Source organism: Streptomyces albicerus, from assembly GCF_008905045.1.
Taxonomy (GTDB): Bacteria; Actinomycetota; Actinomycetes; order Streptomycetales; family Streptomycetaceae; genus Streptomyces; species Streptomyces albicerus.
Map to the genome: position 1 here is coordinate 1 of NZ_VWMY01000121.1, position 19,898 is coordinate 19,898.

General features: G+C 69.0%; 17 protein-coding genes and 5 tRNA genes. 13 read left to right on the forward strand and 9 right to left on the reverse strand.

From position 1 onward, the window contains the following. Positions 1–194: 194 nt before the first annotated feature. The 8 genes from GAS53_RS51540 to GAS53_RS51575 form a co-directional block, all read right to left on the reverse strand. A complete protein-coding gene (locus GAS53_RS51540; protein ID WP_026248371.1) occupies positions 195–776 on the reverse strand; it encodes a GTP-binding protein in 582 nt (193 codons plus the stop codon). After that, positions 757–1,338 (reverse strand): DUF742 domain-containing protein, encoded by a 582-nt coding sequence (locus GAS53_RS51545; protein ID WP_151484761.1) that lies wholly within the window; start codon positions 1,336–1,338, stop codon positions 757–759. Before GAS53_RS51545 ends, GAS53_RS51540 begins: the two co-directional genes overlap by 20 nt. Before the next feature lie 92 nt (positions 1,339–1,430). Then, the gene (locus tag GAS53_RS51550) at positions 1,431–1,844 is read right to left on the reverse strand and encodes a roadblock/LC7 domain-containing protein (RefSeq protein WP_004983065.1); all 414 of its coding nucleotides are present in this window, start codon (positions 1,842–1,844) and stop codon (positions 1,431–1,433) included. A gap of 10 nt (positions 1,845–1,854) precedes the next feature. Further along, positions 1,855–5,103 (reverse strand): sensor histidine kinase, encoded by a 3,249-nt coding sequence (locus GAS53_RS51555; RefSeq protein ID WP_192583677.1) that lies wholly within the window; start codon positions 5,101–5,103, stop codon positions 1,855–1,857. Between the two features lie 383 nt (positions 5,104–5,486). Then, positions 5,487–6,062 carry a GTP-binding protein gene (locus GAS53_RS51560; RefSeq protein WP_055614002.1) on the reverse strand — a complete coding sequence of 192 codons (576 nt, stop codon included), beginning with the start codon at positions 6,060–6,062 and terminating at the stop codon, positions 5,487–5,489. Next, positions 6,043–6,441, reverse strand: coding sequence for a DUF742 domain-containing protein (locus tag GAS53_RS51565; protein WP_151484763.1), 399 nt, complete (start codon positions 6,439–6,441; stop codon positions 6,043–6,045). The genes GAS53_RS51560 and GAS53_RS51565 overlap by 20 nt, the downstream gene beginning before the upstream one ends. Positions 6,442–6,545: 104 nt before the next feature. After that, positions 6,546–6,959, reverse strand: a complete 414-nt coding sequence (locus GAS53_RS51570) for a roadblock/LC7 domain-containing protein (RefSeq protein ID WP_044471908.1) — start codon at positions 6,957–6,959, stop codon at positions 6,546–6,548. Between the two features lie 9 nt (positions 6,960–6,968). Further along, on the reverse strand, positions 6,969–10,712 hold the full coding sequence (locus tag GAS53_RS51575; RefSeq protein WP_151484764.1) for a sensor histidine kinase: 3,744 nt from the start codon (positions 10,710–10,712) through the stop codon (positions 6,969–6,971). A 600-nt stretch (positions 10,713–11,312) separates the two neighbouring features. Here GAS53_RS51575 and GAS53_RS51580 point away from each other — a divergent pair. The 9 genes from GAS53_RS51580 (at position 11,313) to GAS53_RS51620 (ending at position 15,468) form a co-directional block, all read left to right on the forward strand. Beyond that, complete coding sequence (locus tag GAS53_RS51580; protein ID WP_192583678.1) at positions 11,313–11,498, forward strand: hypothetical protein; 186 nt, start codon at positions 11,313–11,315, stop codon at positions 11,496–11,498. 105 nt (positions 11,499–11,603) lie between these two features. After that, positions 11,604–12,410, forward strand: a complete 807-nt coding sequence (locus tag GAS53_RS51585) for a fumarylacetoacetate hydrolase family protein (protein ID WP_151484765.1) — start codon at positions 11,604–11,606, stop codon at positions 12,408–12,410. Next, a complete protein-coding gene (gene gltX / locus GAS53_RS51590) occupies positions 12,403–13,878 on the forward strand; it encodes a glutamate--tRNA ligase (RefSeq protein WP_151484766.1) in 1,476 nt (491 codons plus the stop codon). Before GAS53_RS51585 ends, gltX begins: the two co-directional genes overlap by 8 nt. A gap of 199 nt (positions 13,879–14,077) precedes the next feature. Next, positions 14,078–14,845: an HAD family hydrolase gene (locus GAS53_RS51595; RefSeq protein WP_151484767.1), complete on the forward strand. Its 768-nt coding sequence runs from the start codon at positions 14,078–14,080 to the stop codon at positions 14,843–14,845. A 91-nt stretch (positions 14,846–14,936) separates the two neighbouring features. Next, positions 14,937–15,008, forward strand: a tRNA-Gln gene (locus GAS53_RS51600). 59 nt (positions 15,009–15,067) lie between these two features. Then, positions 15,068–15,140: transfer RNA gene (locus GAS53_RS51605), tRNA-Glu, on the forward strand. A 62-nt stretch (positions 15,141–15,202) separates the two neighbouring features. Next, positions 15,203–15,275, forward strand: a tRNA-Glu gene (locus tag GAS53_RS51610). 20 nt (positions 15,276–15,295) lie between these two features. Continuing rightward, positions 15,296–15,367, forward strand: a tRNA-Gln gene (locus GAS53_RS51615). Positions 15,368–15,395: 28 nt separating this feature from the next. Beyond that, positions 15,396–15,468, forward strand: a tRNA-Glu gene (locus GAS53_RS51620). Positions 15,469–15,623: 155 nt separating this feature from the next. Here the strand turns inward: GAS53_RS51620 and ndgR are convergent. After that, positions 15,624–16,340 (reverse strand): IclR family transcriptional regulator NdgR, encoded by a 717-nt coding sequence (gene ndgR, locus GAS53_RS51625; RefSeq protein ID WP_015036427.1) that lies wholly within the window; start codon positions 16,338–16,340, stop codon positions 15,624–15,626. A gap of 190 nt (positions 16,341–16,530) precedes the next feature. Between ndgR and leuC the strand changes: the two genes are divergently transcribed. The 4 genes from leuC to GAS53_RS51645 all read left to right on the forward strand — a co-directional run bounded on the left by leuC (position 16,531) and on the right by GAS53_RS51645 (position 19,867). Next, positions 16,531–17,964 (forward strand): 3-isopropylmalate dehydratase large subunit, encoded by a 1,434-nt coding sequence (gene leuC / locus GAS53_RS51630; RefSeq protein ID WP_151484768.1) that lies wholly within the window; start codon positions 16,531–16,533, stop codon positions 17,962–17,964. 5 nt (positions 17,965–17,969) lie between these two features. Next, on the forward strand, positions 17,970–18,563 hold the full coding sequence (gene leuD / locus GAS53_RS51635; RefSeq protein ID WP_151484769.1) for a 3-isopropylmalate dehydratase small subunit: 594 nt from the start codon (positions 17,970–17,972) through the stop codon (positions 18,561–18,563). Between the two features lie 299 nt (positions 18,564–18,862). Then, complete coding sequence (locus GAS53_RS51640; RefSeq protein WP_055614012.1) at positions 18,863–19,093, forward strand: SCO5555 family protein; 231 nt, start codon at positions 18,863–18,865, stop codon at positions 19,091–19,093. Positions 19,094–19,231: 138 nt separating this feature from the next. Further along, positions 19,232–19,867 carry an HU family DNA-binding protein gene (locus GAS53_RS51645; protein WP_151484770.1) on the forward strand — a complete coding sequence of 212 codons (636 nt, stop codon included), beginning with the start codon at positions 19,232–19,234 and terminating at the stop codon, positions 19,865–19,867. Positions 19,868–19,898 lie beyond the last annotated feature (31 nt).

Genomic DNA, 19,898 nt, shown 5'->3' on the forward strand with positions numbered 1-19,898 from the left:
CATGCCTTGTCGGCTGCGGGCCGGTGGGGGCTGATCGCGCAGTTCCCCGCGCCCCTAGAAGGGGCGCGGGGAACTGCGCGACCAGCCACGACGGACCCGCACTGGACGACAATCCGAAGCTCGACGGCGCTGAACACACAAACGAAGGGCCCCTCTGCCAAAGAGGGGCCCTTCGTACGGCTGAGCGCCGCAGGCTACCGCAGGCGTGCCATCAGGGCGTGCTCCACGAGCGTGATGAGCGCCGACTTCGCGTCCGCGCGGTGGCGGGCGTCCGTCGTGATGATCGGGGTGTCGGGCCCGATCTGGAGCGCCTCCCGGACCTCGTCCGGGTTGTACGGCTGGTTGCCGTCGAAGCCGTTGAGGGCGATGACGAACGGCAGTCCGCTGTTCTCGAAGTAGTCGACCGCGGGGAAGCAGTCGGCGAGACGGCGGGTGTCGACCAGGACGATCGCGCCGATGGCGCCGCGCACGAGGTCGTCCCACATGAACCAGAAGCGGTCCTGGCCGGGCGTACCGAAGAGGTACAGGATCAGGTCCTGGTCCAGGGTGATACGGCCGAAGTCCATGGCCACCGTCGTGGTGGTCTTGTCCCCGGTGTGGGTGAGATCGTCGATACCCGCGGACGCGGACGTCATGACGGCCTCGGTACGCAGCGGGTTGATCTCCGAGACGGCCCCGACGAACGTGGTCTTGCCCACGCCGAAGCCACCCGCCACCACGATCTTCGCTGAGGTGGTGGAGCGGGAAGGACCGCCGCTAGAGCTTGCGAAGTCCACTGAGCACCCTTTCGAGCAGTGTCACGTCTGGCTGGCCGCCGGCGTTCTCGTCGCCGCCGGGCTGATGAATGGCGACCAGGCCCGCCTCCGCCAAGTCGGCGACGAGGATCCTGGCCACGCCGAGAGGGATCGTCAGCAGGGCCGAGATTTCGGCCACCGACTTGATCTCCCGGCAGAGGTTGCAGATCCGCTGATGCTCGGGCAATTGGCCCTGCATCTGGTGCGGCTGCGCGGTGGTGTGCACCAGTGCCTCGATGGCGAGCTGGTACCGCGGCCTGGTTCGGCCGCCCGTCATGGCGTACGGGCGCACCAGCGGGTTGCTGGCGCCCCCCGCGGGCGACGGTTCGGGCGAGCGGCGCTGCGGCTGCACGGGCTGGATGCGCGGCGCAGGCGGCTGGTCGTACGGCGAGGGACCGGGTCCCTGGGGCGCGTACGGCTGCTGCCGCCGCGGGGTCGGTGCGGAGGGGAAGTTGTACCGGTTCGGCGAGCCGTCGCCGCCCTGGCCCTGGCCAGGGCCATAGGACCAGTTGCCCGAAGACGAACCGCCTGGGGGTGTTGCCACTTTCTCCTCCTCCGACTGTGCCGGGCCCATCACTGTGGAGCCGCGTCCCGAAACCTTACGGCCACGGGACGCCAAAACGCATCGCTTGTCTGTTAGTTGAGAAGGCTCCCCTGGAGCTCCGCACGCAGATCCGGGGTCAGGACCGTACCGGCACGGTCCACCAGAAGCGCCATCTCGTACCCGATGAGACCGATGTCCGCTTCCGGATGTGCGAGGACCGCGAGCGACGAACCATCAGAAATGGACATGATGAAGAGGAACCCTCGCTCCATCTCCACAACTGTCTGGTTCACGCTCCCGCCCTCGAAGATCCGGGACGCGCCCGCGGTCAGCGAGGTAAGGCCCGACGCGACGGCCGCCAGCTGATCGGCACGGTCGCGCGGGAACCCTTCGGACATCGCCAGAAGGAGTCCGTCGGCGGAGACCACCACGGTGTGGGACACCCCGGGGGTGTTGTCCACGAAGTTGGTGATCAACCAGTTCAGGTTCTGTGCCGCCTGGCTCATCGGGCTCACACTAACGCTCCTGGTTGTAGGTGCTGTCAGGGCCGAAGCCCTGGCCGTTCGTGTCACTACCTGCGTTACGTCCCCGCTGGACGCCCCGGCGCAGGTTGCTCAGCCTGCCCCGGACGTCCTCGGGGGCGCGGGAGACCTGGGGGCCGCCCTGTGGGGTCGATTCCGCGGTGCCCTCGACCAGATTGGCCTTGGGTACCCGCCGCGGCAGGCCGGAGGAGGTGACCCCGCCCGCCTTGGGCTTCTTCAGCTGCTCGGCGCGCTGCCACATCTGGTCGTTGTTGGACCGCCAGTCGCCCGTGCCGGAGCCGTTGCTGCCGCTTCCGTTGCTGTCGTTGCCGCCGAAGGGAGCCGGCGAATCCTGCCCCACGGACTGCTGGCCGCCCGCGCTCGTGGTGGATCCGCGGCGGGGAAGCCCGGCGTCGGTGGATCCGCGGCGCGGAAGCCCGGCGTCGGTCAGCGCGTGGGCGGCGGGAGAGGCCGGTCCCGGACGGTCGAAGCCTACGCGGTCCTGCTCGGCCACGTCAGCGGCCTGCGCGGATTCCGCTTCGGGAGCGTAGTCGGAGCGGTAGCCGTTCTGGTATGAGTCCTGCTGCGGCCAGTCGTCCTGGTAGGGCTGGTCTTCGAAGGCCGAGAAGGTGTCCCGCGCCGGAGCGGGGGCGCTCTGGGGCTCCTCCTGGACCGGCTCCGCATAGGCGGGTTCCGGATAGCCGCCGTTCGCCGGGAAGTACGTCTCGTCGTACGACGTCTGCTGCGGCTCCTCGTACGACGTCTGCTGGTCGTACGAGGGCGCCTCGGTGTACGCGGCCGATCCGCCGTCGTACGCGGCCTGCCCGTTGTCGTAGGCCGGCTGCCCGTTGTCGTAACCGGGCTGCGGGGCGAACTCGTCGCCGAAGGACGGGACCTCGCCCTCGGGACCCTGCGTCTGGGCCTCCAGGGCCGCGCGGCGCTCCTCGCGCATCAGCGAACGGCCCACGGGGTCCAGCTCGCGTATGTCGTCCGGGACCTCGGCGTAGCGGCTGTCGTCGAAGCCCAGCTCGGCGGCCGTACGCATCTGCTGCTGGCCGCTCTGGAACTCCTCGCCCTGGAAGGGCTGCTGCTCCGGGATGATCTGCGAGACCGTGAAGTCGTCGCGCTGCATCTGCAGGTCGCCGCCACCACCGTGGGTGATCGCGTCGGGCAGCATGACGAGGGAGGTCGTACCGGCCTGCTCGCCCGAGGGGCGCAGCTGGACGCGGATGCCGTGCCGGTCGGACAGCCGACCGACCACGAACAGGCCCATGCGCTGCGAGATCGCGGCGTCCACGGTCGGCGGGTTGGCCAGCTTGTGGTTGATGTCCGCGAAGTCCTCGGCGGTGAGGCCGATGCCCTTGTCGTGGATCTCGACCATGATGCGGCCGTCCGGCAGCCGGGTCGCGGTGACGCGGACCTTGGTCTGCGGGGAGGAGAACGTGGTGGCGTTCTCCAGGAGCTCGGCGAGCAGGTGCACGAGGTCGGTCACGGCGCGGCCGTGGATCTCGGCCTCCGGGACACCGGAGAGCTCGATGCGCTCGTACTGCTCCACCTCGGAGGAGGCGGCGCGCAGCACGTCGACCAGCGGGACCGGCTGGTCCCAGCGGCGGCCCGGCTCCTCGCCGGCGAGGACCAGGAGGTTCTCGCCGTTGCGGCGCATACGGGTCGCCAGGTGGTCCAGGCGGAAGAGGTTCTCCAGCTGGTCCGGGTCGGCCTCGTTGTTCTCCAGGTCGGTGATCAGGGTCAGCTGGCCCTCGATCAGGGACTGGTTGCGGCGCGACAGGTTGGTGAAGATCGCGTTGATGTTGCCACGGAGCAGGGCCTGCTCGGCGGCCAGTCGTACGGCCTCGCGGTGGACCTGGTCGAAGGCGCGTGCGACCTCGCCGATCTCGTCCGTGGTGGTGATCGGGATCGGCGTGACACGGGTGTCGACACGGCCCGGGTCGGTGCGCGAGAGCTGGTCGACCAGCATCGGCAGACGCTGCTCGGCGACGCCGAAGGCCGCGTTGCGCAGCTGGCGCATCGAGCGGCTCATCTGGCGCGCCACCATGCCGGCCAGGATGAACGCGGCGAGCAGCGCGACCACGACGGCGGCACCGGTGATGAGGGCGTCGCGCTTGGCGTCGTTGGAGATGGTCGAGGCCTCGGCCACGGCCTTGTTGGAGAGGTCCGACTCGATCGTGCGGTAGGCGTCGAACTTCGCGGTGTTGACCGCCCACCAGTTCGCGGCGGTGATGCCCTTCGTCCCGAGGCCGTCCCGGATGCTCTTGTCCGTGGACGTGATCGTGCCCATGCCCCGGATCATGTCCGTGGTGGAGGGCGGCGGCACATAGTTCGGGTTCTTGGCGACGGCCTCCTGGGCCTGCCTCTTGCCGTCCGCCTCCAGCTGCTTCTGTGCCTGGGCGAGCTTGGCGGCATCCGCCTCGGTGCCACCGCCGACGTACTCCTGGATGGCGATGGGCTCCAGGTACGCGTACGAGGTGAGGGCGACGCGCTGCTGGGCGAGGCTCTTGTCGGAGGGGCCCGGCTTGACCATCAGGTGCATGCCGATGGAGCGCTGCAGGGACAGGGCGCCCTTCGCCAGCGTGATGGCGTAGACCGTGCGGCCGTAGCTGGTGATGTTTCCGGTGCCGAGGCCGAGCTCGTTGGCGAACTCCGTCAGCGGGTGCTGGATCTCGACGTAGCCCTCTTCGGTCTTCACACCGTCGAGCTCGTTCGTGTATGCGGCGGCGCGGAGGTCCTTCAGACCGGTCTCGCCCTTGCGGAACAGGGCGAGACGGCGCTCCAGGCCCGCCTTGGCCGGCGCGTTCCGGGCGGCCTCGTTGAAGGCGACCGCGGCCTCGTCCGTGGCGGCACGGGCCTTCTTCACGTCCGCGTTGTTCTTGTCGCCCTGCAGCAGCGGCGCGGCGGAGATGTCACGCTCATCGATGAGGGCGTCCGCGTAGGTCAGTGAGGCCTGCACCAGACGCGCGGTCTTCTCCGCGTCCTCGGCCTCCTGCCAGGTGTCGATCGAGCTCTTCACCTGGAAGCCGCCCATGACAAGGCCGACCATCACGGGTATGAGCAGGATCGCGTTCAGTCTGGTCGGCACACGCCAGTTGCGCGGAGAGAAACGGCCGCCGCTCTTCGCGGGTGGGGCCGTCGGCTCCGAGCCGGGCACGTGTGCGGGTGCCGCTCCGCGCGGCGGCGGGGTGAAGTTGCCCCGTGCCGACGGCTCGGGACCGTTCTTGCTTCGCCTCACTCGACCAACAACCTCTCGGCTCGGCACCTTCTGTCGTGCCGCGTGTGTCTTCCGGCCCTTACTACTGGGCAGTTCTGGCATTCCAGCACGTCAGGGTGTGCTGGTCCAAACACTCGGAACCAAGGATTCCGAGTGATGTAAGCCGCAGATAAAACGGTCATAAAGAGCGAGCCCCGCCAAAAGGCGGGGCCTTTGTGAGCACAGCGGCATCAGACGACCGCGACGCGTGTCGGTGCCACTGGATATCTCTGTCGAAACGTTATGAACACCGAGGCCGACCGTGTCAAACGACACAGCCGGCTCCAATGCGTCTACGACAACTTCCGTACGGCGTTGCCGACTTGGGTGCCAAGACATCCAGGACACAGTCCTCCGGAGAAGCCCTAGCGCAAACGGGCCATCAAGGCGTGCTCGACCAGGGTGATCAGCGCGCTCTTGGCGTCCGCGCGGTGGCGGGCGTCCGTCGTGATGATCGGGGCGTCCGGGCCGATCTGCAGGGCCTCCCGGACCTCGTCGGGCGTGTACGGCTGGTGCCCGTCGAAGCCGTTGAGGGCGATGACGAAGGGCAGGCCGCTGTTCTCGAAGTAGTCGACCGCGGGGAAGCAGTCGGCGAGACGGCGGGTGTCGACGAGCACGACGGCGCCGATGGCGCCGCGCACCAGGTCGTCCCACATGAACCAGAAACGGTCCTGACCGGGCGTACCGAAGAGGTACAGGATCAGGTCCTGGTCCAGGGTGATACGGCCGAAGTCCATGGCGACGGTGGTCGTCGTCTTGTCCCCGGTGTGGGTGAGGTCGTCGATCCCCGCGCTCGCGGAGGTCATGACGGCCTCGGTGCGCAGCGGGTTGATCTCCGAGACGGCACCCACGAACGTGGTCTTGCCGACGCCGAAGCCACCCGCCACCACGATTTTCGCGGAGGTGGTCGCCCGCCCTCCGTCAGAGCTTGCGAAGTCCACTGAGCACCCTTTCGAGCAGTGTCACGTCCGGGGCGCCGCCGTTGTTCTCGTCGCCACCCGGCTGGTGGATCGCGACGAGCCCGGCCTCGGCGAGGTCCGCGACAAGAATGCGTGCCACACCCAGGGGCATGGACAGCAGGGCCGACACCTCGGCCACCGACTTCACTTCACGGCAGAGGTGGCAGATCCGCTGGTGCTCCGGGAGCAGCCCCATCAGCTCGGCCGGGTCGGCCGCAGTGCTGATCAGTGCCTCTATGGCTAGCTGGTAGCGCGGCCGGGTCCGGCCGCCGGTCATCGCGTACGGACGTACCAGCGGCTGGTCGCCCTCATCCTCGTACGGCTGGGCGTACGGATCATGAGAGGCGGTGGGCGGGGTCATGTGGGTCCTCCGGGCGGGACAGCAAGTCGGTCAGTCGTGCCGTCTGACGGGGCCGGTGGGGGGAGGGCGGCCGGACGGTTTTTAGTACGTTCGGTGGAACCTGGCTAGTGGAGCAGGCTGCCCTGGAGCTCGGCACGCAGATCCGGCGTGAGCACAGCGCCCGCGCGGTCGACGAGCAGAGCCATCTCGTATCCGACAAGGCCGATGTCGCAGTCCGGGTGGGAGAGGACCGCGAGCGACGATCCGTCCGAGACGGACATCAGGAACAGGAAACCCCGCTCCATCTCGACGACGGTCTGGGCCACCGTGCCGCCCTCGAAGATCCGGGAGGCACCGGCGGTAAGGGACGTGAGTCCGGAGGCGACGGCCGCGAGCTGGTCGGCGCGGTCGCGCGGGAAGCCCTCGGACATCGCCAGAAGGAGTCCGTCGGCGGAGACGACGACGGTGTGGGACACCCCTGGGGTGTTGTCAACGAAGTTGGTGATCAACCAGTTGAGGTTCTGTGCCGCCTGGCTCATCTGGCTCAACTAACGCTCCTGCTGGTGAGTGGGGCTGGGGAAGCTGCCGGTCTGGCCGGTACCGGCCTGCCGACCCTGCTGAATGCCCCTGCGAAGATTGGTCAGCCGGCCGCGTACGTCATCAGGCGCACGCGAGACCTGCGGACCGGTTTGGTGCTGTTGCTGCTGAGCCGTCCCGGCGACGAGGTTCGCGCGGGGAACCCGGCGCGGCAGACCCGAGACGGTCACGCCACCCGCGGTGGGCTGGCGTACCCGCTCGGCCTGACGGCCGAGTTCGTCATTGGGGGTCGTCCGCCAGGAGGAGGACGCGGAGGCGGCGGGTGCCGCCGGGCGCTGCGGGGCCGCGGGAGCCTGTGCGGGCTGCTGCGGTGCCTGCTCGCCCTGGGCGCCGTTGCCGCCCTGAGCCTGGTTGAACCAGTTGGTTTCCAGGGTGTCGTACAGCGGTGTACGCCCGTCGCCGGGACCCGCCGGCGGCAGCGCCTCGGGCTCCTGAGGGAGCGCGGGGCGCCGGCGCGGCTGCGGACGCTGGGGGCGCTGCGGCCGGGTGCCGTTGGTGCCGGGACGCTCGAACTGCCCGGTGCCACCACCCTGCCGCTCGCCGTGGCCCGGTTCCGGGAACTGTCCGGTGTTGTTCTGCTGAACGTCCTGGCCCGGCGCCGCGTACTGACCAGTGGAACCGCCGTCGTAGCCCGGCATCGGGAACTGGCCGGTGGAGGCCGGGTCCTGGCGGTTGAACTGGCCGCCCGCGGAAGGGTTCTGCCCAGAGGCGGAAGGATTCGGCGCACCGAACACGTCCGGGCGGACGAACTGCCCGCTGTTGCCCTGCGGCGCACCCGCGCCGGGGCGCTGGGCGTCGTAGTCCGGCCGCGGGTACTCGCCCGTGGCACCGGGACCCTGACGGTCGTCGATCCGCGGCATCCGGGAGGTGGCGTCCGGCTCCTCGTGGCCGCGCGGGGCGTCCGGCGAGGAACGCGGCACCGGCGGCTGCGCGTTGTCGTCGCTCCAGCTGGGCACGCGCGGCTGCGGGTTGCCGCCGGGCAGCTCGGCGCGCGGACCACCCTGCGGCGGCAGCTGCGGCTTCTGCGGGCGACGGCCCTGCTCGCCGTTGGTCGGACGCTGCTGGGGCTGCGGAGGCACGGGGCCGCGGTTGCCGCCCATGGTGTCCTGGCGTCCGCCGCCGAACGTGTCCTGCCGGCCGGAGTCGTTGGTGAAGTCGTTGAAGCCCTGCGGCGTACCCGTACCCGCGGCCTGGAGGCCCTGCGGGGCGCCCGGCGCGGCACCGGCCGGAGCCGGCCTGCCCTGCGGGGACTGGGGGCCGCGTGCTCCGCCCGGCCCACCCGGGCGACCGCCCGCGTCCGGCCTTGGCAGCGCGGCCCGGGGGCTGGTGCCTGCGCCGACCTGGCCACGCTGCGGGCCGGGGTTGAGCCGTCCGCCGTTACCGCCTGTGGGAGCGCCCGCGCCGAGGGCGGGACCGCCTCCGGCGCCGCCCCGACGGGCGGCCGCGACACCGGCCGCGGCCTGCGCGGCGGCCGGGCCACCGCCCGAGGGTGCGCCCTGGCCCTGCTTGCCCGGAACCTTCTTGCCGCCCTGGGCGACATCGACGGGCAGCATGACCAGCGCGGTCGTACCACCGGAGTCGGACGGACGCAGCTGGATGCGGATGCCGTGCCGCTGCGAAAGCCGGCCGACCACGAACAGACCCATGCGGCGGGAGACCGAGACGTCCACGGTGGGCGGCGAGGCGAGCCGCTCGTTGATCGCCGCGAGGTCCTCGGGCGAGAGGCCGATGCCGGTGTCGTGGATCTCGATCAGTACGCGGCCGTCGGGCAGCGCATGGCCGGTGACCTTGACCTTGGTCTGCGGGGAGGAGAACGAGGTGGCGTTCTCGAGCAGCTCGGCGAGCAGGTGCACGAGGTCGTTGACCACGCGGCCGGCGACCTCGGTGGCCGGCACGGAGGCAAGCTCGATGCGCTCGTACTGCTCCACCTCGGACGCGGCGGCACGGAGCACGTCGACCAGCGGGACCGGACGGGTCCAGCGGCGGCCGGGCTCCTCACCGGCGAGGACGAGGAGGTTCTCGCCGTTACGGCGCATGCGGGTCGCGAGGTGGTCGAGCTTGAACAGCGAGGACAGCTGGTCCGGGTCGGCCTCGCGGGACTCCAGTTCGGAGATCAGCGACAGCTGGCGCTGGATCAGACCCTGGGAGCGGCGCGAGAGGTTGGTGAACATCGCGTTGACGTTGCCCCGCAGCAGGGCCTGCTCGGCGGCCAGTCGTACGGCCTCGCGGTGCACGTCGTCGAACGCCGCGGCCACCTGGCCGATCTCGTCCTTGGAGTGCACACCGACCGACTCGACGGACGTGTCGACGTCCTGCGGGTCGGACTCGGACAGCTGCTTGACCAGCTCGGGCAGGCGGTCCTGGGCGACCTTCGTCGCGGTGTCCTGGAGTCGGCGCAGCGAGCGGATCATGGAGCGGGCCACCACGAAGGCGCCGACCAGCGAGACACCGAGCACCAGCAGGATCAGCGCACCGGAGATGATCGCTTCCTGCTCGGACTCGTTGCGCAGCTCACGGGCCTTCTGCTCCATCTCGTTGAGCAGCGTGAGCTCGATCTTCGACATCTCCTGGAGCCTGGCGGAGTCGGCGTCCACCCAGTCCAGGTACGAGCGCTTGGCCTGCAGCTGCAGACCGTTCTCACGGTCGAGCACGCGCGCCACGTAGCCGTCGGCCGCCTTGATGGTCGGACTCGGCTCGTCGAGCGGCTTGGTGAGCTCGGCCGCGTTGCCCTCGTAGATGCTGGCGAAGCTGGTGAGCTCGAACTTCTGGTTGTCGAGGGCCGAGAGGCCGTACTGCCGGTCGTTCTCCGAGAGGTCGCCGAACGTCTTGTCGGTGGCCGGCAGGGCCGCGGCGATGACCGCGCGCTGGATGGACGCGTACTCCTTGGCGGAGGAGAAGGCCGCCAGGGCGCGCGTGCGCTGGATCATCTCGGGGTTGCTGGTCGCCTCGGCCATGTCCTGGGAGAGGCCGAGCAGCTGGTCGATGAGCCGGTGGTACGCCTCGACCGTCTGGGAGGAGTTCTGATCGTCCTGGAAGGCGTTGTTGCGGACGCTGCTGAGGGTGTTCAGCTGGGTGGCGATGGCCACGACGTTGTCCCGGACGCCGTCGAGGTTCTCGTCGTTGCCCGCGTCGTCCAGCTCGTGGGTGCCCTCCAGGAAGGCGGCACGCGCACGGTCCGTCTTGTCGCGGACGCCCTTGACCGTGAGGTCACTCGCCCGCGCGCTGTTGGCGAGCGGACCGGCCGACTTGTCGCGCTCCTCCTGGAGCGCCGCGGCGAGCTCGGTCGCCTGCTTGGTCATGTCGGTCAGCAGCTTCATGTTCTCGAGCTGCTGGATCTCGTCCATGGTGTCGCTGATGCGCAGGGCGCCCAGCGAGGTCGCGGCGACCACGGGCAGTGCGAGCAGCGAGACCAGACGCGTGGAGATGCGCCAGTTGCGCAGGGCTATTCGCGAGCCGGGGCCGCTGGGGCCCTTCGCCTTCGGCGGCGCCGCGGGCGGAGTGCCGGGAGCACCGTTCACCGCGGTCTGACCACCCTTGCCCTTGGGCGCGCCGGGGCGCGAGGAGCGCTCACCGCTGTCGCCGGCCTGTGCCGGTCCCGGGTTCTGGGCGTGCTGGGGCGAGGAACCGCGGTCGGTCCCGCCTTGCGGCTCCGACTCCGCCGAAGCGCTGCCATTCCTCTTGAAACGTCCCTGCACTAGCGTCGCAACCTCTGGACCAGGCGCCTCTCCGCGTGAACGGCGAGACGGTGTCGGCGTCTCGGGGGCGCAATGAACGCGCCCCCATGGTGGTCGTGAGTGACCGGCGCAGGCTCCCCCTTCCCGCCGCCACTCGGCGCTGCGTTGCGCCCTCTGCGCGCCGGTTCGTTCCCGCGGCGGTCCGTGGAATTCCAGCACAGTGCCGGATCTCCAACAAGGCCCATGGGTCATGCTGTGACCACCGTGACACTTTGTGAGGGCTGGGTTACCAGACGTAGAAAGTGATCTCATCCATAACGGACACATGGGTACGAGTCATCCGCAGGTAAGCGGTGTCCCAGTCGCCATGATCAGGAGCGGAATGATGGCTTCAGTGGAGTAATGTCCGTTTCGGTAGGGGGAGTTGGGGGTCTGAATTGACCCGTTTGCCTGCTAGTAAGTGAGGAAACTCACACGGTGATCACGGCGTCTTCACGGCTTCGACAGGGAATGGCGTGTTTAACCTGACGCTTTACAAGGATGGCAAATCCGACAACCCGCGCCCGCGTGATGGTCCTCCGACCAGCCGGCCGCCCGCACCGACAGGGTCCGAAACCGCAGATGAAGACGATGATGTTCCGCGACATAGCCAACCCGCGACGCACCACCCTGGCGCACCTCGAGGACGCCGAAGAACTGCGTACGCCGGAGCATCAGGAGCACTCCGTCGAGCTCCCCGCACAGACCGCCAACCCCCGCCGCACGATCCTGATGGACGTCCCGGCCGCGGCCACGGTTGCGGAGTAACCCTCCCACGAGCCCATAGCCGCAATTGCGCGAGGTGGCGGCCCCTCGCCGCGTTAGCCTGGAGCGTCAGACTCCGGCCAGCTCAGTGAGGGGCGCAAGCATCCCGTGCGCATCGCCAGGTTCTCCATCGACGGCAACGTCGCGTTCGGCGCGGTCGAGGGCGACAGCCCTCCTGGATCGACCGACGGGCTCGTGCTCGACATCATCAAGGGCATTCCGTTCGGGGACTTCGAGCTCTCCGGCACGAAGGTCCCGCTGACCTCTTCTGATGCGAAGACGAGGGTCCGGCTCCTGCCGCCCGTCCTCCCGAACAAGGTCGTGGCCTTCGGCCGCAACTACGCGGAGCACGCCAAGGAGCTGGGCAACGAGGTGCCCGACGCCCCGTTCGCCTTCTTCAAGCCGTCCACCTCGGTGATCGGCCCCGGCGACGAGATCGCGTACCCCTCCTTCTCGAACGAGCTGCACCACGAGGCCGAGCTGGCCGTCGTCATCGGCCGCATGTGCCGCGAGGTCCCGCGCGAACGCGTCAAGGACGTCATCCTCGGCTACACCTGCGCCAACGACGTCACCGCACGCGACGTCCAGAAGCGCGAGAAGCAGTGGGCCCGGGCCAAGGGGTTCGACTCCTCCTGCCCGCTCGGCCCCTGGGTGGAGACGGACCTCGACCCCTCGGACCTCACGATCCAGTGCACGGTCAACGGCCAACAGCGACAACTGGGCCGCACCAGCGAGATGATCCACTCCGTCGAGGATCTGATCGTGAACATCACCGAGGCCATGACGCTGCTCCCCGGCGACGTGATCCTCACGGGCACCCCGGCAGGGGTCGGCCCGCTCAGTGTCGGCGACGAGGTCGCCGTCACCATCGAAGGCATCGGCACTCTCACCAACAAGGTGATCAAGCGTGGCTAACGCGAACGTCCGCGTACGTTTCTGTCCCTCGCCGACCGGCAACCCCCACGTGGGCCTGGTCCGCACCGCCCTGTTCAACTGGGCGTTCGCCCGGCACAACGAAGGCACCCTGGTCTTCCGCATCGAGGACACCGACGCGGCCCGCGACTCCGAGGAGTCGTACACCCAGCTGCTCGACTCGATGCGCTGGCTGGGCTTCGACTGGGACGAGGGCCCCGAGGTCGGCGGCCCCCACGCGCCGTACCGCCAGTCGCAGCGCATGGACATCTACAAGGACGTCGCGAAGAAGCTCCTCGACGCCGGCCACGCGTACTACTGCTACTGCTCGACGGAGGAGCTGGACGCCCGCCGCGACGCCGCGCGTGCCGCAGGCAAGCCGTCCGGCTACGACGGCCACTGCCGCGCCCTGACAGCCGAGCAGATCGCGACCTACAAGACCGAGGACCGCGAGCCGATCGTCCGCTTCCGCATGCCCGACGAGACGATCACCTTCACGGACCTGGTCCGCGGCGAGCTGACCTTCACGCCGGAGAACGTGCCGGACTTCGGGATCGTACGAGCCAACGGCGCGCCCCTGTACACGCTGGTCAACCCGGTCGACGACGCCCTGATGGAGATCACCCACGTCCTGCGCGGCGAGGACCTGCTCTCCTCCACCCCGCGCCAGATCGCCCTCTACAAGGCGCTGACCGAGCTGGGCATCGCCAAGTCGGTGCCCGCCTTCGGCCACCTCCCGTACGTGATGGGCGAGGGCAACAAGAAGCTGTCGAAGCGCGACCCGCAGTCGTCGCTGAACCTCTACAGGGAGCGCGGTTTCCTCCCGGAGGGCCTGCTCAACTACCTCTCCCTGCTCGGCTGGTCGCTCTCCGCCGACCAGGACATCTTCACGATGGACGAGATGGTCGCGGCCTTCGATGTGACGGACGTGAACCCGAACCCGGCCCGCTTCGACCTCAAGAAGTGCGAAGCGATCAACGGCGACCACATCCGCCTGCTCGACGTGAAGGACTTCGCCGAGCGCTGTGCCCCCTGGCTGAGGGCCCCCTTCGCGCCCTGGGCGCCGGAGGACTTCGACCAGACCAAGTGGGACGCGATCGCCCCACACGCCCAGACCCGCCTCAAGGTCCTCTCCGAGATCACGGACAACGTCGACTTCCTGTTCCTCCCGGAGCCGGTCTTCGACGAGGCGTCCTGGACGAAGGCGATGAAGGAGGGCAGCGATGCCCTGCTCCGGACGGCCCGCGAGAAGCTCGAGGCCGCCGACTGGACCTCCGCCGAGTCCCTGAAGGAGGCCGTCCTGGCCGCCGGCGAGGCCCACGGCCTCAAGCTCGGCAAGGCCCAGGCCCCGGTCCGCGTCGCCGTCACCGGCCGCACGGTCGGCCTGCCGCTCTTCGAGTCCCTGGAGATCCTGGGCAAGGAGAAGACGCTGGCCCGCGTCGACGCGGCGCTCGCGAAGCTGACGGCGTAGCTCACACACGCGTGAGGGGCGGCACCCGGATCACCGGGGCCGCCCCTCACGACGTTCGTCACACGGCGTCGCCCTCGTCGACCTCGTCGACCGGACAGGCACCCTCGTCGAAGATCTCCCGCACCACTGCAAGGCGGCGGTCGGCACGACCACCGTCGACCGACGGACAGGGCCATTGGTCCCGGGCTACCGTCGAACCATGACGATCAGAGCCGTGGTCTGGGACATCGACGACACGATCTTCGACTACACCACGGCGGACCGCGCCGGCATGCGCGGGCATCTGGCGGCCGAGGGCCTGCTCGACGGATACGCCTCCGTCGAGCAGGCCCTCTTCCGCTGGCGCGAGCTCACCGACCAGCAGTGGGCGAGGTTCGCGGCGGGGGAGGTGGACTGGGAGGGAGGCCGCCGGGACCGGGTGCGGGCCTTCCTGGGCGAGCCCCTGACCGACGCCGAGGCGGAGGACTGGTTCCTCCGCTACATGGGGCACTACGAGGCGGCCTGGGCGCTGTTCCCGGACGTCCTGCCCGTCCTCGACACCCTGGCCGGCAGCCACCGCCATGCCGTGCTCTCCAACTCCAGCCTCCGGGTCCAGGACCACAAGCTGCGCGTCCTCGGCGTACGGGACCGCTTCGAGTCGGTGCTGTGCGCGGCCGAACTGGGCGTCTCCAAGCCCGCTGCGGAGGCCTTCCACGCGGCCTGCGAGGCCCTGGAACTGCCGCCGCACCAGGTCGCGTACGTCGGGGACCACCCGGAGATCGACGGGCAGGGCGCGGCCGACGCAGGGCTGTTCTCGGTCTGGATCGACCGCGCGGGCGTGAGTGCGGTCACGGCGCCGGGCCCGGACACCGCATCGGACCAGCAGGCGGATCAGCTCGCCGGCCTGCGCCGGATCGCCTCGCTGGCCGAACTGCCCGCGATCCTTCGGCCCGATACCCGTTTTGGAGCGCCGTCCACCTTCGGGTAATGTTCTTCCTGCGCCGCCGGAGTGCGGGCCGAAAGGTCCGGAGCCGGAGGCGCAAGCTAAAACAAGATCCCCACAGGGGATTGTGTTTCAGTGGCCTATGGTGTAATTGGCAGCACGACTGATTCTGGTTCAGTTAGTCTAGGTTCGAGTCCTGGTAGGCCAGCTCGCAGATGTTTTGAATCAAGCACCGCATCTGCAGTCGCGGAGATCCAGATCCGCAAAGCCCCCGTTGTGTAGCGGCCTAGCACGCTGCCCTCTCAAGGCAGTAGCGCCGGTTCGAATCCGGTCGGGGGTACAGATCCTTCCCGCGAGGGCAGCATGGGTAGCTCCCGTTGACTTCGATGCAGGATCGCTAGGGCCCCCGTTGTGTAGCGGCCTAGCACGCCGCCCTCTCAAGGCGGTAGCGCCGGTTCGAATCCGGTCGGGGGTACAAACTGGTCTAAACCACTTTGGTCTATGGTGTAATTGGCAGCACGACTGATTCTGGTTCAGTTAGTCTAGGTTCGAGTCCTGGTAGACCAGCTCGGATCTGCGGAGACGCAAGATCCTCGCCCCCGTTGTGTAGCGGCCTAGCACGCCGCCCTCTCAAGGCGGTAGCGCCGGTTCGAATCCGGTCGGGGGTACATGAAGAAGAAGCCCTCCCCAGCAGGGGAGGGCTTCTTCGTGTTGAGCGACTTGCCGTTATGTCGAGCGACTTCGTGTTGAACGGGGGGACAACGTCAACTCATGCCGGTCGCTGCGGCGTTGAAGCGACGGGCCGGAGGAAGTCGAAGTGGGCTCAGCCCGTACGGCGCAGTGCCTCCGAGAGGCGGGCGGCCGCGTCGATGACCGCCTGGGCGTGCATCCGGCCCGGGTGACGCGTCAGGCGCTCGATCGGCCCGGAGACCGAGACGGCGGCGACCACGCGGTTCGACGGGCCGCGCACCGGCGCGGAGACGGACGCGACGCCCGGCTCGCGCTCGCCGATCGACTGGGCCCAGCCCCGGCGCCGTACACCCGACAGGGCCGTCGCCGTGAAGCGGGCGCCCTGGAGGCCGCGGTGCAGGCGCTCGGGCTCCTCCCAGGCCATCAGGATCTGGGCCGAGGAACCCGCCTTCATGGTGAGCGTCGAGCCGACCGGGACCGTGTCCCTGAGGCCCGACAGGCGCTCTGCCGCGGCGACGCAGATGCGCATGTCGCCCTGGCGGCGGTAGAGCTGTGCGCTCTCGCCCGTGACATCGCGGAGGTGGGTGAGCACCGGGCCCGCCGTCGCGAGGAGACGGTCCTCGCCCGCGGCCGCGGCCAGCTCGGCCAGGCGAGGGCCGAGAATGAAACGGCCCTGCATGTCGCGCGCCACCATCCGGTGGTGTTCAAGTGCCACGGCGAGGCGATGTGCCGTGGGTCGTGCCAGCCCGGTCGCCGCGACCAGTCCCGCGAGGGTGGCCGGACCGGACTCCAGGGCGCTCAGGACAAGGGCTGCCTTGTCCAGAACGCCGACGCCGCTACTGTTGTCCATGAAACGATATTCCCGTCTCACTCTGTGAAACGCAAGTTCAATTTTCCGTGGAACGCGCCACCCTTGTACACACAGGTGCCCGCGGACCAACGGGCCCGGCGGAAGGCGTCCGGTACGAGGGGTAACGGACGCGCCGCACCGGAAATCTCTAGTTGGGCCGGCGCCACACAGGCCGGCCGGAGGGAAAGCGATGGGTAGGACACTCGCGGAGAAGGTCTGGGACGACCACGTCGTCCGGCGCGCGGAGGGCGAGCCCGACCTTCTCTTCATCGATCTGCACCTGCTGCACGAGGTGACCAGCCCCCAGGCCTTCGACGGCCTTCGCCAGGCGGGGCGCCCCGTGCGCCGTCTCGACCTCACCATCGCGACCGAGGATCACAACACCCCGACCCTCGACATCGACAAGCCCATCGCGGACCCGGTCTCCCGGGTCCAGCTGGAGACCCTCCGGAAGAACTGCGCCGAGTTCGGTGTGCGCCTGCACTCGCTGGGTGACGTCGAGCAGGGCGTCGTCCACGTCGTGGGACCGCAGCTGGGCCTGACCCAGCCCGGCACCACGGTCGTGTGCGGTGACTCCCACACCTCCACGCACGGCGCCTTCGGCGCGCTGGCGTTCGGCATCGGCACCTCGCAGGTCGAGCACGTGCTGGCCACCCAGACGCTGCCGCTGGCCCGCCCCAAGACCATGGCCATCACGGTCGACGGCGAACTGCCCGAGGACGTCACGGCCAAGGACCTCATCCTGGCGATCATCACCAAGATCGGTACCGGCGGCGGCCAGGGCTACATCCTGGAGTACCGCGGCTCCGCCATCGAGAAGCTCTCGATGGAGGCCCGGATGACCATCTGCAACATGTCGATCGAGGCCGGCGCCCGCGCGGGCATGATCGCCCCCGACGAGACCACCTTCGCGTACCTCAAGGGCCGCCCGCACGCGCCCGAGGGCGCCGACTGGGACGCGGCCGTCGAGTACTGGAAGACGCTGCGGACGGACGACGACGCGGAATTCGACGCCGAGGTCGTCATCGACGGTGCCTCCCTCGCGCCGTTCGTCACCTGGGGCACCAACCCCGGTCAGGGCGCGCCCCTTTCGGCGTCGGTCCCCGACCCTGCTTCGTACGAGGACGCTTCGGAGCGCCACGCCGCCGAAAAGGCCCTGGAATACATGGGGTTGGAGGCCGGCCAGTCGCTGCGAGAGATCCAGGTCGACACCGTCTTCGTAGGTTCCTGCACCAACGGCCGTATCGAGGACCTGCGTGCGGCCGCCGCGATCGTCGAGGGCCGCAAAGTCGCCGACGGCGTACGGATGCTGGTGGTCCCCGGCTCCGCGCGCGTCGGTCTGCAGGCCGTGTCCGAGGGCCTGGACCTGGTCTTCAAGGAGGCCGGCGCCGAATGGCGGCACGCGGGCTGCTCGATGTGTCTGGGCATGAACCCCGACCAGCTGGCCCCCGGCGAGCGCTCCGCGTCCACCTCCAACCGCAACTTCGAGGGCAGGCAGGGCAAGGGCGGCCGTACGCACCTGGTGTCGCCGCAGGTCGCCGCCGCCACCGCCGTGCTGGGCCATCTGGCCTCCCCGGCCGACCTGAACGACCAGCCCGCCGCCCGTACGCCCGCTGGAGTCTGAGAGTCATGGAAGCATTCACCACGCACACCGGCCGGGCCGTACCGCTGCGCCGCAGCAACGTCGACACCGACCAGATCATCCCCGCCCACTGGCTCAAGAAGGTGACCAGGGACGGTTTCGAGGACGGGCTGTTCGAGGCCTGGCGCAAGGACTCGTCCTTCGTCCTCAACCAGCCCGAGCGCGCGGACGCCACGGTCCTGGTCGCAGGACCCGACTTCGGTACGGGCTCCTCGCGCGAGCACGCCGTGTGGGCGCTGCAGAACTACGGCTTCAAGGCCGTCATCTCGTCCCGCTTCGCCGATATCTTCCGCGGCAACTCGCTCAAGAACGGCCTGCTCACGGTGGTTCTGGAGCAGAAGATCGTGGACGCGCTGTGGGAGCTCACCGAGAACGACCCCGAGGCCGAGGTCACGGTCGACCTGGAGGCCCGCGAGGTGCGCGCCGAGGGCATCACGGCCGCCTTCGAGCTCGACGAGAACGCCCGCTGGCGGCTGCTGAACGGGCTGGACGACATCTCCATCACCCTGCAGAACGAGGCGGACATCTCCACGTACGAGTCCAAGCGGCCCGCCCACAAGCCGCGGACCGTTCAGGTCTGATCCCCTTCGGGTCTCCGATCCCTCGGATCCGGTCGGACCCGAACCCGCAAGGCTGATTCCAGCCATCGCAACAGGCCTCTGTACCCCCAATCGTGGACGGTTGGGGGTACATCTGTGTCTGCCTCCGGACGTGCTGTTCAGGCCCTTGCGATTGGCTTCAACTGCCCTTGTTTCAAGGGGTCTTGATGGGGTAGGCGAGCCTCGGCAGAGCCTTGTGCTGAGACGCGCAGGAGGCCCTTGGGAGGCGGTAGTTACCCCCTGCGCAGGCGACAACTCGCCCCAGATGGCACAATCTGTGCATGGAACACGACGGCCAACTCGAGCTCTATGCGGCAGTCGCGTCCCAACTCAAGGAAGCGCACACAAGGGTGCGCGCACTGCAAGTCCCGGAGGGCGTACGGATGGCGCTGACCCGGAAGCTGCTGGTCATTACGGCCGTGGCCAAGCACGATCTCGCCGATGCGACAAGGCGGCTGGAGCGGTTCACCACGGACCTCGACGAGGGCCGAATCCCCGAAGAGGAACGCTGAGGAACTTCGCGACAGTCCTAGTTCGTTGCGGCACAAGGGTGATTAGCCCGTTTCGTGTTTGATTTGCGGTATATATCTGCCTAACGTGCGAAAAAGCTTGAACACTTTCGTTCTGGCAATGTCTCCGAAGGGGAAGACGTGAACAAGGCGCAGCTCGTAGAAGCGATTGCCGACAAGGTCGGCGGGCGTCAGCAGGCCGCGGACGCGGTCGACGCCGTACTGGACGCCATCGTCCGTGCAGTTGTCGGCGGGGACCGGGTCTCGGTCACCGGCTTCGGTTCCTTCGAGAAGGTGGACCGTCCGGCCCGTTACGCCCGCAACCCGCAGACCGGGGAGCGTGTTCGGGTCAAGAAGACCTCCGTGCCGCGCTTCCGCGCGGGCCAGGGCTTCAAGGACCTGGTGAGCGGCTCGAAGAAGCTCCCGCGCGGGGGTGAGGTCGCCGTCAAGAAGGCGCCCAAGGGCAGCCTGACCGGCGGCGCTGCCGCGACGGTCAAGAAGGCCGCGGCCAAGAAGGCGACCACCGCCAAGAGGGCGGCGGCGGCCAAGAAGGTCACGCCGACCAAGAAGGCGGCCACCGCCAAGAAGACCACGGCGAAGAAGACCACGGCCAAGAAGACGACCGCCAAGAAGACCACGGCGGCCGCCAAGAAGACCACGGCGAAGAAGACCACCGCCAAGAAGGCGGCGGCCAAGAAGGCCCCGGCGAAGAAGGCCCCGGCCAAGAAGTCGACGGGTCGAAAGACCACCGCCAAGAAGACCACCGCCCGCAGGTAGGCAGGGCGCTGGGTAACTCACGCGCCGGGCC